Annotated in this window: 14 protein-coding genes; 6 read left to right on the top strand and 8 right to left on the bottom strand. The window is 68.1% G+C overall.

The annotated features are described in order from the left end of the window. Positions 1-12: 12 nt before the first annotated feature. The 3 genes from nadB to nadC form a co-directional block, all read right to left on the bottom strand. The gene (gene nadB, locus AB0L70_RS35555; protein ID WP_363691219.1) at positions 13-1,524 is read right to left on the bottom strand and encodes an L-aspartate oxidase; all 1,512 of its coding nucleotides are present in this window, start codon (positions 1,522-1,524) and stop codon (positions 13-15) included. Continuing rightward, the gene (gene nadA / locus AB0L70_RS35550; protein WP_363691218.1) at positions 1,521-2,495 is read right to left on the bottom strand and encodes a quinolinate synthase NadA; all 975 of its coding nucleotides are present in this window, start codon (positions 2,493-2,495) and stop codon (positions 1,521-1,523) included. Before nadA ends, nadB begins: the two co-directional genes overlap by 4 nt. 79 nt (positions 2,496-2,574) lie before the next feature. Beyond that, entirely contained in the window at positions 2,575-3,447 is an 873-nt protein-coding gene (nadC, locus tag AB0L70_RS35545; protein ID WP_363691217.1) for a carboxylating nicotinate-nucleotide diphosphorylase, read from the bottom strand. 105 nt (positions 3,448-3,552) lie between these two features. On the opposite strand from nadC, the gene AB0L70_RS35540 reads away from it, so the two are divergent. Continuing rightward, a complete protein-coding gene (locus AB0L70_RS35540; RefSeq protein ID WP_363691216.1) occupies positions 3,553-4,257 on the top strand; it encodes an NUDIX domain-containing protein in 705 nt (234 codons plus the stop codon). Positions 4,258-4,539: 282 nt separating this feature from the next. Here AB0L70_RS35540 and AB0L70_RS35535 read toward each other — a convergent pair whose 3' ends face one another. Together AB0L70_RS35535 and AB0L70_RS35530 are read right to left on the bottom strand one after the other, a co-directional pair. Next, a complete protein-coding gene (locus AB0L70_RS35535) occupies positions 4,540-5,061 on the bottom strand; it encodes a type 1 glutamine amidotransferase domain-containing protein (RefSeq protein WP_363691215.1) in 522 nt (173 codons plus the stop codon). Between the two features lie 27 nt (positions 5,062-5,088). Then, positions 5,089-5,250, bottom strand: coding sequence for a hypothetical protein (locus AB0L70_RS35530; RefSeq protein WP_363691214.1), 162 nt, complete (start codon positions 5,248-5,250; stop codon positions 5,089-5,091). 104 nt (positions 5,251-5,354) lie between these two features. On the opposite strand from AB0L70_RS35530, the gene AB0L70_RS35525 reads away from it, so the two are divergent. The 3 genes from AB0L70_RS35525 to AB0L70_RS35515 all read left to right on the top strand — a co-directional run bounded on the left by AB0L70_RS35525 (position 5,355) and on the right by AB0L70_RS35515 (position 7,755). Then, positions 5,355-6,656 carry an NAD(P)/FAD-dependent oxidoreductase gene (locus tag AB0L70_RS35525; RefSeq protein WP_363691213.1) on the top strand — a complete coding sequence of 434 codons (1,302 nt, stop codon included), beginning with the start codon at positions 5,355-5,357 and terminating at the stop codon, positions 6,654-6,656. 2 nt (positions 6,657-6,658) lie between these two features. Next, positions 6,659-7,318 (top strand): endonuclease, encoded by a 660-nt coding sequence (locus tag AB0L70_RS35520; protein ID WP_363691212.1) that lies wholly within the window; start codon positions 6,659-6,661, stop codon positions 7,316-7,318. Positions 7,319-7,497: 179 nt separating this feature from the next. Then, a complete protein-coding gene (locus tag AB0L70_RS35515; RefSeq protein WP_363691211.1) occupies positions 7,498-7,755 on the top strand; it encodes a hypothetical protein in 258 nt (85 codons plus the stop codon). A 34-nt stretch (positions 7,756-7,789) separates the two neighbouring features. Here AB0L70_RS35515 and AB0L70_RS35510 read toward each other — a convergent pair whose 3' ends face one another. Then, positions 7,790-8,680, bottom strand: a complete 891-nt coding sequence (locus AB0L70_RS35510) for a LysR family transcriptional regulator (RefSeq protein ID WP_363691210.1) — start codon at positions 8,678-8,680, stop codon at positions 7,790-7,792. Between the two features lie 82 nt (positions 8,681-8,762). Here AB0L70_RS35510 and AB0L70_RS35505 point away from each other — a divergent pair, with 82 nt between their 5' ends. Next, complete coding sequence (locus AB0L70_RS35505; RefSeq protein WP_363691209.1) at positions 8,763-9,908, top strand: nuclear transport factor 2 family protein; 1,146 nt, start codon at positions 8,763-8,765, stop codon at positions 9,906-9,908. 230 nt (positions 9,909-10,138) lie between these two features. On the opposite strand, the gene AB0L70_RS35500 is transcribed toward AB0L70_RS35505, so the two are convergent. Beyond that, complete coding sequence (locus tag AB0L70_RS35500; protein ID WP_363691208.1) at positions 10,139-10,546, bottom strand: PH domain-containing protein; 408 nt, start codon at positions 10,544-10,546, stop codon at positions 10,139-10,141. A 270-nt stretch (positions 10,547-10,816) separates the two neighbouring features. Here AB0L70_RS35500 and AB0L70_RS35495 point away from each other — a divergent pair, with 270 nt between their 5' ends. Then, the gene (locus AB0L70_RS35495; protein WP_363691207.1) at positions 10,817-11,695 is read left to right on the top strand and encodes an SDR family oxidoreductase; all 879 of its coding nucleotides are present in this window, start codon (positions 10,817-10,819) and stop codon (positions 11,693-11,695) included. Positions 11,696-11,774: 79 nt separating this feature from the next. Here AB0L70_RS35495 and AB0L70_RS35490 read toward each other — a convergent pair whose 3' ends face one another. Then, positions 11,775-12,128 carry a PRC-barrel domain-containing protein gene (locus tag AB0L70_RS35490; protein ID WP_363691206.1) on the bottom strand — a complete coding sequence of 118 codons (354 nt, stop codon included), beginning with the start codon at positions 12,126-12,128 and terminating at the stop codon, positions 11,775-11,777. Between the last annotated feature and the right edge of the window lie 46 nt (positions 12,129-12,174).

Below are 12,174 nucleotides of genomic sequence, written 5' to 3'. Positions count from 1 at the left end.
TGGCTTGCGCCGTCACTGGGTGGTTGCGTGGTGGAGTTGGCGGGTGGTCGGGCGGTCGTCTTTGTCGAGGCGTACGACGATGTGCTCGTCCCAGCGCTCGTCGGAGTGCGGGTAGTCCGAACGCCAGTGGCAGCCGCGGCTGTCTTGTCGTGTCGTCGCTGCCGCGATGACAGCTCGCGCCACCGTCGCGAGTGGTCCGGTGCCCAGGGGCTGGAGCTCGTCAGCGGCCGCGTTCAGGCCTGCGCCGTCGCGACGGATACCGGCGTACTTGGTGAGGATGGCGCGGATCCGTTCCGGTTCGCGATCAGGGTTCAGCACCAGTTCGTAGGAGCGGCCGTGGTCCGATGCGGGGAGATCGAGGGTCAGGGCGGTTGCGACGCGCCGCCCGAAGACCAGTCCCTCCAGGAGGCTGTTGGAGGCGAGCCGGTTGGCCCCGTGTACGCCGGTTGCGGCGACCTCACCAACGGCGTACAGGCCTGGTACGTCGGTTGCGCCGTCGCGGTCGGTTCGGATCCCGCCGCACAGGAAGTGTTCGGCGGGCGCGACCGGGATCGGCTCGGACAGCAGGTCGACGCCGATCCGTGCACAGGACGCCAGTACGGTCGGGAATCGCCGTCGGAGTACGTCGGGCGCGATGGACGTGGCGTCCAGCCAGACGTGGTCGGATCCGTCACGGCGCATCGTTGCCTCGATCTCCCGGGCGACGATGTCCCGAGGAGCCAGATCGGCCCGCGGGTGCCGACCGGCCATGATCCTGCGACCATGCCTGTCGCGTAGAACCGCACCTTCACCGCGCACGGCTTCGGTGACCAACGGCAACTGACCGCCGGTTTCGCCGGTGAAGAGCGCGGTCGGGTGGAACTGGACGAACTCCATGTCCACCAGAGATGCACCGGCCCGCAGCGCCAGAGCGATGCCATCACCGCGCACCGTCGACGGATTGGTGCTCGCCAGGTAGGCATTGCCGACCCCGCCTGTGGCCAGTACGACGGCACGGGTGTCGATCCGGGTGATCTCCGTACCGGTTTCGACGAGTACGCCGACGATGCGGCCGGAGTCGGACTTGATCAAGCCGACAGTCCGTCCGTCCATCGTCTGTACGCCGGTGAGCCGTAGCGCGCTACGCAGTGCGCGATGAACCTCAGCGCCGGTGGCGTCACCGCCTGCGTGCACGATCCGGGAACGACCGTGTCCTCCCTCGAGAGTTCTCGACAGCGATCCGTCGGCGTCACGGTCGAAGCGAGCCCCCTGAGCGATGAGTTCGGCCAGTCGCTGCGGTCCCTCCTCGACCAGCGCCCGAACGTTGCGCGGATCGCAGAATCCTGCGCCGGCGATGTCGGTGTCGCGCGCGTGGTCGAGCGGATCGTCCTCGCCGTACGCCGCGGCGACGCCACCTTGGGCCCACGGTGTGCTCCCGTCGCCGGCGCTCAGCAGCAGTACGTCGCGGGTCGCCGCGAGACCGAGCGCGGTTGACAGGCCTGCCACGCCGGCGCCGATCACGACCACGTCGACGGCGCGCCTCATCGAGCACCCGCAGGCTTGCCGATGGCAACCATCCGCTCGACCGAACGCCGTGCCCGCTCGACGATCTCGGCCGGCAGTTGGATCTCGTCGCGGCCCTCTCGCAGGCATCGCACCAGCAGTTCCGGGGTGATCATCTTCATGAAGCGGCACGAGGCCTTCGGGTTCACCGGCAGGAACGTCGTCTTCTGGTTCACCTTGCGAAGTTGATGGAGCATGCCGATCTCCGTCGCGACCAGGGCGGTCTTCGCGGTCATGTCGCGCGCGACGTCCAGCATGCCGGCGGTGGACAGGATGTGGGTCCGATCAGCCGGCAGATCACCGACGCCGGCGAGCCAGATCGCCGACGACGCGCAGCCGCACTCGGGATGCACGAGCACCTCGGCCGCGGGGTCGGCCGCCACCTGAGAGCGCAGGTCGGCCGCGGTGATGCCGGCATGCACGTGGCACTCGCCCATCCACACCTCGATGTTGTCCCGACCGGTCTGCCTCCGGACATGGGCTCCGAGGAACTGGTCGGGGAGAAACAGCACCGGCTGATCCGCCGGGATCGAGTTCACCACCTCCACCGCGTTGGACGACGTACAGCAGACATCGGCCTCGGCCTTCACGGCCGCACTGGTGTTGACATAGGCAACAACCGCAGCGCCGGGGTGCTCGGCCTTCCAGGCCCGCAACTGGTCAGCGGTGATGGTGTCCGCCAACGAGCAGCCGGCCCGAGCGGTGGGAATCAGCACGGTCTTGTCCGGGCTGAGCAGTTTGGCAGTCTCCGCCATGAAATGCACGCCACAGAACACGATCGTGGACGCGTCGGTACTCGCCGCGATGCGCGACAACGCAAGCGAGTCGCCGACGTGATCCGCGACGTCCTGGATCGCCGGTTCCTGGTAGTTGTGGGCGAGCACGACCGCATCTCGCTCCCGGGCCAGACGGCGTACCTCTTCCTGCCAGCTGATTGCTGTCCCAACGGTCACAACAGGTCCTTCTCTCGGGAGATTTTCGCTTCATAGGCGATAACTGGGGGTGACGACGCCACCGGCGCCGTACCGGAGCTCAGTTGAGTTCGTGGTCGCGAGTGACCAGCAGACTGATGTCGAGGGCGGTAGGCGAGTGGGTGAGGGCGCCGACCGAGACGGCATCGACACCGGTGGCCGCAACCTCGGCGACGGTGTCCAAGGTGACTGTGCCGGAGGCCTCGAGTTGGGATGTCGACCCGGAGGTGTTGCGCCACTCGACGATCGTGGCCATCTCCTCGGCGGACATGTTGTCCAGCAGGAGCCACTCGACCTGGCAGTCCAGCGCTTCGCGGGCTTCCTCCGCGGTGGTGACTTCGACCTCGATCGCCATACCTCTGCCTTCCCCGGTCATGCCGTCCCGGACCCGGCGAACGGCCGCCGGTACGCCGCCGGCCGCAGCGAGATGGTTCTCCTTGAGCAGCACCATGGCGGCCAGGTCGAGTCGGTGGTTCGTTCCACCGCCGCAGCTCACGGCGTACTTGTCCATGGCCCGGAGACCGGGCGCGGTCTTGCGGGTGTCGAGCAGCCGGACCGGGCGCGCTCCGATCGCGGCTACGAAGGCCGCCGTGAGGGTTGCGATGCCCGACATGCGCTGGACGAAGTTCAGCGCGACCCGCTCGCCGGTGATGATCGATTGCGCCGCACCACTGATCCACGCCAGCGGCTGTCCGGGGAGAACCGGATCGCCGTCGGCAACAGCCGGCCGCACCGTGACGGTTGGATCGATGGTGGCGTAGACCTCTCGTAATGCAGGCAGACCGGCTACGCGTCCGGGCTGCTTGGCGATCATCGTCGCCTCGACCTGTAGCGCGGCTGGGACGCTCCACCGGGTGGTGACGTCGTCTGCCGACTGATCCTCGGCCAGTGCGGCCAGCACCGCGGTCCGGACCGTCGCCCTCGTCAGTTGCATGTGTTGTTCCGGCCCTCTGTCTGTGGTGCTGATCCGCGTGGATCGCAACCTTTCGGATGTTTTCGCCTGGTAGTCGATAACTAGACGCACGCTACCATCGTCGTCGTGCCCGCAGCCAAGAAAGGTGATCCGGTTAACTTCCCCAGCTATCCGCACGAAGTGCTCGCCGTGGTCCTGTCCGTTCGCGACGGCAGCTTGTGCGTCCTGCTCTGGAAACGCGCACAGAGTCCGCATCGTGGCCGCTGGGCTCTTCCCGGCGGCGGGGTCGAGCCGGTACAGCGGCTCCGGGAGGCCATCACCGGGCACCTCGCGGCGAAGGTCGACGTCCGCGACGTCGCGCACCTGGAGCAATTGGCCACCCACAGTGCGATCGATCGTGATCCGCGGGCCCGCGTGCTGGCAACGGGCTACCTCGGCCTGGTTCCGTCCGACGTACGCCCGACGCTTCCGTCCGACACACAGTGGCACCCGATCGACGACCTGCCGCGGACCGCGTTCGACCATCACTACTTCATCGAAGCCGCGGTCGCGCGGCTGCGCGCGAAACTGTCGTACACGAACATCGGGTTCGCGCTGGCTCCCGTGGAGTTCACCATTGCCGAGCTGCGTGATTTGTTCGGCGCCGCACTGGGCTATGAGCTCGGCGCCACCAACCTCACCCGCGTCCTGACCCGGCGGCACGTGATCGACCCGACCGAGCGACGAGCCACCCCCGGCCAGAGCGGCGGCCGCCCGGCCACCGTCTACACCTTCGTAGCCCGCGAACTAACCGTCACAGACCCCTTCGCAGTACTCCGCCCACCCCGCTAACCAACCGCAGTCACTCGTCGGGTGTCCGTTAAGCGGGCTATCGCGGCATTCCGGCCTGGGTCAGTCCGTAATGGGAATACGGTGGAGATGTTCGCCTGGCGGTCGTCCCGTAACCGGGCTCGCCCCAGGGCGCTGGGCCGCGCGACCCTCTCCCCACGAGGCGCGCCAGTCCCCGCCCGTTTCGAGCCGCTGCCCGGCACCGCCAGGCGGGCCTAGTCACCGCCTGGCGCCGGTCCGTGCCGAGGCCCAGACCCAGGCTCAGGCTCAGGCTCAGGCTCAGGCTCAGCCGAGGGCCTTCAGGAGGGCTTGGGAGAAGGCGGGCAGGTCGTCCGGGTTGCGGCTGGTGATCAGGTTCTCGTCGACGGAGACCTCCTGATCGACCCACGTGGCCCCGGCGTTGCGCAGATCGGTCTGCAGGCTCGGCCAGGACGTCAGCGTGCGTCCACGCACCGCGTCGGCCTCGACCAACGTCCACGGAGCGTGGCAGATCGCCGCGACCGGCTTGCCGGAGGCAACGAAATCCTTGACGAAGGCAACCGCCTTCTCGTCACCACGCAACGCGTCCGGGTTCGCGACACCACCGGGCAGCACGAGCGCAGCGAAGTCATCGACCGCGACGTCCGCGACCACCTCGTCGACCGGCAGCTTCTCCGCGGCCGTCAGGTGATCGAAGGTCTGCACTTCTCCGCTGCTCGGACTCACCAGGACAGGATCGTGACCAGCTTCCTGGACCGCCTTCCACGGCTCGGTCAGCTCAACCCGCTCGATCCCCTCAGCGGCTACCAGAAAGGCGATTCTGCTCATCGTTTCCTCCTTCGATCAGTTGCCGTGCTAGTCACGCGGGAGCTGCTCGTTCGGGTCCTCGTCGGGGTCGGGCTCCGGAACGGGCTGCTCCAGCGGGCTGTCGTCGCCGGGCCGGGTCGTCACATCGGGGGCGTCGGGATCCCCGCCCGGAATGACCGGCGGGACCGGGGGAACAGGAGTGGTGCTCATCGCAGTACCTCCATCTAGGTGACGGACCGTCGGCCGGTACCCGCGCCACCGGCATCCAATCGCCGCGGCGGTTTGGGACGGGTGGACCCTGGTACCGGAGGTTCATGCACAAGTCGAGGATCGTCGTCGTCGGCGCGGGGTTTGCCGGGTTCCACGCGGCACGCAAGCTCCGTGAGCTCACCCATGACCGGGCCGAGGTCGTGATCGTCAATCCCACCGACTACTTCCTGTACGTACCGCTGCTGCCCGAGGTGGCCACCGGCATCCTCGAGCCCCGGCGGCTGACGATCTCGATCGCCGACACGCTTCCCGACGTACGCCTCGTACTCGGCGAAGTCGACGGACTCGACGCGGACACCAGGACGGTGCGGTACGCCGGTCCGTCCGGTGAGCGCGGGGAGATCGGGTACGACCGGCTGGTCCTCGCCGCCGGGAGCGTCAACAAACTGCTGCCGATCCCAGGGATCGCCGAGCACGCCCACGGGTTCCGCGGCATCCCCGAAGCAGTGTTCCTGCGAGACCATCTGACCCAGCAGCTCGAGTTGGCCGACGCGAGCGACGACCAGGACGAGCGAGACGCGCTGTGCACCTTCGTCGTGGTCGGTGCCGGCTACACCGGCACCGAGGTCGCGGCGCATGGCGTGCTTTACACGGAGCTGCTCCAGAAGCGCCACCCACGGCTCCGTGACCAGCGGATGCGCTGGATGCTGCTCGACGTCGCGGACCGGGTCCTGCCGGAGCTCGACGAACGACTGTCGCAGACGGCCGACCACGTGTTGCGGCAGCGTGGGGTGGAGGTGCGGATGGGTGTGTCCGTGCAGGAGGCGCGCAAGGACGGCGTACAGCTCACCGACGACAGTTTCGTCGCAACCCAGTCGCTGGTGTGGTGTGTCGGCGTACGCGCGGACCCTGTCGTCGAAGGTCTCGGCCTAGCTACCGACAAGGGCCGGCTGGTCGTCGACGAGTACCTCACCGTGCCGGATCATGCTGACATCTTCGCCTGTGGCGACGCGGCCGCCGTACCCGATCTGACCCGGCCGGGCGAGGTCACGCCGATGACAGCGCAGCATGCGGAGCGCCAAGGCAAGCAGGCAGCCGTGAACGTGGCGGCAAGCCTGGGGATCGGGAGCGCGCAGCCTTACCGGCATCACGATCTCGGCTTCGTCGTGGACCTCGGCGGGCGCGACGCCGCGGCCAACCCACTGCACGTCCCGCTCGCCGGCCTGCCCGCCAAGGTCGTCACCCGCGGCTACCACCTCTGGTCGATGCCCGGGAACCGCGTACGCACGGCCGCCGACTGGCTCCTCGACACCGTCACCCGCCGCCAGACAACCCAACTAGGCGTCATCCCCGCCAACCAACTCCCCCTCGAAACCTCAACCCCAGAACACATCCACCCTAGGTGAGCATGAGTACTGCGAAGACACGTCGTGAGGCACTCGTGCGGCTGACGCTCGATCGCCATGGCCGGACCTATGCCCAGGAAGCCGGCATCCGGCTCACGGACAAGCCTGCGCCGTTGTTCCAGCTCCTCACGCTGTCGCTGTTGCTGAGCGCCCCTATCTCCGCCAGGGTCGCCGTACCCGCCGCGAAGGAGCTGTTCGCCGCCGGATACCGAACAGCTCGGGCCATGCAGAACGCCAGCTGGCAGGACCGCGTCGACGCACTCGGCCGCGGCCACTACCGCCGGTACGACGAGAGTACGTCGACCATGCTCGAACAGACCGCCGACCTCGCCCTCGACCGCTGGCAGGGCGATCTGCGCAAACTGCACGCTGAAGCCGGTGACGATCCACGTCGCCTGATCCCGCTTCTGACCGAATTCAAGGGCATCGGACCTGCTGGAGCCGACATCTTCCTGCGCGAGGTCCAGGCGGTTTGGCCAGGGATCTCGCCGTACGTCGATGAGCGGGTCAAGCAGGGCGCCCAGCGGATCGGCCTGCCGGTGACCGCTCGCGGCCTGTCGAACGTCACCACCTCCCCGCGGCAAACGGCCGAACTGACTGCCGCCCTCGTCCGCCTGTCTCGCGACCCGCGCGCAGCCGAAGCCCTCGTCCGGGAGGCCTAGCCGGCTAGGTCGACTGTTTCGTTGTCGCTGGGCAGTTGTCGGGGTGGCGCGGTGGTTCGGAGCGCGGCGGATTCGGGTGGGGTACCGGATTTGTGGTTCCGGTGAGGATCTCGACGGCCGACGGTTGGGAAAGCAGCCGGTGTGCAGCCGCCAGATGTCCGGCAGAGGTTGCCACTGCGATGGACGATGTGAAAACACCCTTGGTCGTCGAACGGGCTCGCGACGTTCTGACGGTGTGGTTCGACGTCTCCGCGGTCGAGGCGGATCGCCTGCTGACCGCCTGGGCCGATCGGACCCACGGTTCGGTGGCGGAGGTTGCCACGGCCCTCGTCTTCGACATCCTCCAAGGCACGCCGAGCGGCTCTCAGCCGCACATCCTCCGCTACGTCGAGGACAAGATCCGCCAACTGCCCTCCAACCCAAGGACACAGCTGTAACGCGACGGCTCCCAAGCTCATGAGTGGGGCGGATCTATCCGGTGCTTGCGGTGACTTCTTGGCGGAGTAGGTGGATGAGGTCCTCGGTGGCGGGATGCCGGTCGTCGCCCGGGAGGAGCGCGTAGATCTCGCGGGTTGGTGCGTCCTGGAGATGGATCGAGGTCACGTCCGGGCGGAGTGCGGCGGTGAGGGAGCCCGGGACGAGCGCCACGGCATGGCCGGTGGCCGCCATCGCCAGCTTGCCCGGTAGGTCGGCGGCGGTCAGGTCGATCCTCGGCGTGACGCCGGCGCGGGCGGCGTGGTTGCGCAGCAGAGCCGCGGAGCCGTCGTTGTCCTCGACCCACGTCTCGTCCGCCAGCGCAGCGATACCGATCCTGGCGCTACCGGCCAGGCGGTGGCGCTTGGAGACGACGACCATCATCTCGTCGGAGCCCAGACGTTCGAGCACGAGACCAGGCTGGTTCGGCAGGCCGGGCGGTGCATCGGTGACAACGGCCAGATCGATCTCTCCGGCCAGCAGGCGGTCGTACAGCTCGCGGGTGAGCGCGGCCACCAGCGACCAGGGACGTGGCCCGCTCTCCTCCAGCAAGCGGTCCATCGCAGCCGGTACGACGCCCGCCGCCAGCGACGGCGTGGCACCGACGACGAGCGGCCGCTGCGAACCAACGGTCGCGTCACGAGCAGCCCGAACCGCGCGATCCGCCGCATTGACCGCGACCAGCGCATGTGCCCGGAACGCCTCGCCGGCCGCCGTCAGCACGATCCCGCGCGGAACCCGCCGTACCAGCGGTACGCCGACCAGCGTCTCGAGCGCCGCGACCTGGCGCGACACCGCCGACTGGGTATAGCCGAGCTCGGCGGCGACCGCGGACAGCGATCCGAGCCGGCCGAGCATCACGAAGGTCCGCCAAGCAGTCAACGACACCCGACAAGTATGCGCTTTACGCAGAGCAAGCCCGCCAGATCTGCGCTTGTCGGACCTGACCCGATCGCGGAGGCTGGTCACCATGAGCGCATCTCTGCCGAATGTCACCGTCCTCGGACTCGGACGGATGGGTACCGCGATCGCAGACCGGCTCGCCGGTCAGGGCTGGGAGGTGACCGGCTGGAACCGTACGCCGGTGTCCGCGGCCGGCAGCATCACCCTGGCTGCCGATCCGGCCGACGCCGTGGCCAAGGCCGAAATCGTCGTACTCGCCTTGTACGACGGACCCGCCTGTCGTGAGGTGATCAGCCGAATCAAGCCGGCCCTGCGACCGGATTCTCTGATTGTCAACACGAGTACGATCGCCCCGGCCGAGGCGGCGGCGCTGTCGTCCGACCTCGGGGCCAGCTACCTCCACGCGCCTGTCCTCGGATCGGTTCCGGCGGTCACCAGCGGATCGCTCACGATCCTCGTCGGCGGACAGCCGGCTCGAAGTGTCGACGTACTGGCATCCCTTGGCCGGATCGAAACTGTTGGAGATGCGGCGACTGCGGCCGCCCTCAAGCTCATCGCCAACTCGAGCCTCGCCGGCGTAGTCTCGGCGCTCCGTGAGAGCCTCCAGCAGGCAGCCGCCCTCGGAGTCCCCCGGGACCGGGCCCTCGACATCCTCGCCCTCGGTCAGCTGGGCGGGCTCGTCACTCGCAAACGCCAGGTCCTGTTGGGAGAGGCGACTCCCACACAGTTCACGATCGGCGCGCTCGCCAAAGACGCCGATCTGCTCAGCACAGCCTCCGGCTATCCGTTGCCGTACGCAGCCGAACTCGCCGAGAGCGCGGCCGATCCCGACGCGGACATCGCCCTGGCCGCGACCGTTCCACCCGTAGATGCCGCCGTGCTCGCTCCGCTCAACGCCTACATCCGCGGCCACGCGACCGGCGATCCAGCCCACTTCCGCGCCGCCTTCCTGCCCAGCGCCCACATCGAAGGAATCCGTGCCGGCGCCTTCGTCTCGTGGGATCTCGAGCAGTACTGCGCCAAGTTCGACGGCACCCCAGCACCCGACGAAGCGTCCAGGCGTCGCCGGATCGACTCCGTCGAGGTCCACGGAACCGTCGCCACCGCCTCGATGACCCTCTGGCACGGCCCCGACACCTTCAAGGACATCTTCCTCCTGGTCCACACTCCCACCGGCTGGCACATCGCCAACAAGGCCTACGCTCGCAGCTGAACCACCGGCTGGACCGAAACCCAGCTCTTCGCTCTCCGCACCCCGACGCTGGAACCGGTGCGCGATCCGCCACCAGCCCGTGCATTGCCGGGCGAGGCGGAGACTGCGACCGCGCTCGGGCTACCCGCTCAACTCGTCAACGGCGATGAGGTTGGCCGAGCTGACAGCATCTAGTCTGAGATGGAGCCAACCAACCGACCCGTATGCCGTCGCCGGTTGACGCTTGCGCTCTACTGACAATCGGTGGCTGTGGCGCGCTTCCATCGGTTGACGACGTCGTCCGTAGGTGGCAGCGGAAGCTTCACGATCTCGCCGTCTTTCCTGACCGCGAGCAGCCTGTCACCCCACGGCGCCCGGCCGTTGGGGCGTATCTCTGCGAGATCGTGCCATGGGATCCGGGTTGCGCCGAACGGCCCGACAACTCGAAGCCCGTCCGCTGTCGTCTCGACACGACAGCGGGCTGCGTCCAGGAGCAGGTAGGCCCCGCAGGCGGCGAGCAGCAAGCCCAGCACGCCGAGGGCGAACTCGCCACTCACGAGCCTGGTCGCCGCCGAGATACCTCCTGCTCCGGCCATGCCGCCGGAACTGATGAGGCGCAGGCGTCGCTTGGCGGGCCACGAAACCTCACGGTTCTCCATCAACCTCACCTCGACCACCGACAGAAACCCGGGGCGGCCCTGGCGCACATTGGCCGAACGCCAAGACCTCGACCACCCCATCCCCGGCCGGGATTCGTTGGAAGGTCGTGACCGACCGGTAGCCGCCGGGGACGGATTGAAACATCCTGTCGGCGAGCCGAGCGATTGTCGGGAGCATGTCAGCCGCGCGCATGCAGCTGGGTACCCGGAACGCGCCCGACCTGGTTCGGGCCGGGGAGCTTCCTGTTTCGCGACCGATGGAAGGCAACGATGAGCACCGATCCACGCACCAGGTACGCCGGACCTGAGCAGCAGGAGCCTGATCAGCAAGAACATCCCGGGCACAGCGACGCGATGACACCCGAGCCCGACTACGGCGAGGACAGCTACCGCGGCAGCGGCAAACTCACCGGCCGGCGAGCCCTGATCACCGGCGGCGACTCCGGCATCGGCCGCGCAGTGGCCCTGGCCTTCGCCCGCGAGGGCGCGGACGTGATGATCTCCCACCTCGAGGCCGAGGAGAGCGACGCCCGCGAGACCTGCCGCCTGGTCACCGACGCCGGCCGCAAGGCCGCAGCACTGGCCGGTGACATCCAGGACGAAAAACACTGCCAACGTCTGGTCGAACGCTGCGTCGAGGAGCTTGGCGGTCTCGACATCCTGGTCAACAACGCGGCGTACCAAATGTCTCGCGAAGGCATCGCGGACATCTCCACCGAGCAGTTCGACCAGGTCATGAAGACCAACGTCTACGCGATGTTCTGGCTCTGCAAGGCCGCCCTGCCACACCTGTCCGAAGGCTCGACGATCATCAACACGACCTCCATCCAGGCCTACGAACCCTCATCGAACCTGCTCGACTACGCCACCACCAAGGCAGCCATCCTGAACTTCACCAAGGGACTGTCCCAGGAGCTCGCGGCCAAGGGCATCCGGGTCAACGCCGTCGCCCCCGGCCCGATCTGGACACCCCTCATTCCGGCCACGATGCCGGCCGAGAAGGTCGGCGAGTTCGGCGCCGACACTCCCCTCGGCCGCGCCGGACAGCCCGCCGAACTCGCACCGGCGTACGTCTTCCTCGCCTCCGACGACTCCACCTACATCACCGGCGAACGCATCGGCATCACCGGCGGCCGCCCTCTCCCCTGACCCCGGCGGGTGAGGCTGAGCGGCGGAGGCAACTACTCCCAGGATGCCTGGAGGAGTGCGTGCCCACGACGGATGTGAATCAGCGGCGGCCGAGGCGACGCTCGCCGGTGGCGGCGGAGTAGGGAAGGTCGTAGTGGGCGAACAGCTCTGGTTCGTTCGCGGCGGTGAGCTCGCCATCGGTGTCGATGCTCGGTCCGTCGTGGATGAGCTTCTTCGGATAGCGCACCCTGACGGTGGCCGGCGCGACGGTGGCGCCGTCCACCGGCACGAACACGAGTCGATGCCGCCCCAGCATGCCGATTCGCACCGTCACGAACGCCGGCTCGTCGGTCGAGGTGTCGACATAGACAGCCTCCAGCTCACCGACCTTGTCCCCGTCCGGGTCGATGACTTTCTGGCCGCGCCAATCTCTCAGGTTCTCAGCAGGAAACATGTCCGCCCGGTACCCGGGCCCCACACTGCCAATCGGTCGGCGGAGG

Origin of the sequence: Kribbella sp. NPDC051952 (assembly GCF_040680855.1) — a bacterium.
Lineage (GTDB): Bacteria > Actinomycetota > Actinomycetes > Propionibacteriales > Kribbellaceae > Kribbella.
The sequence above is the reverse complement of the archived record's forward strand: the minus strand, read 5'-3'. Positions and strand labels throughout refer to the sequence as shown.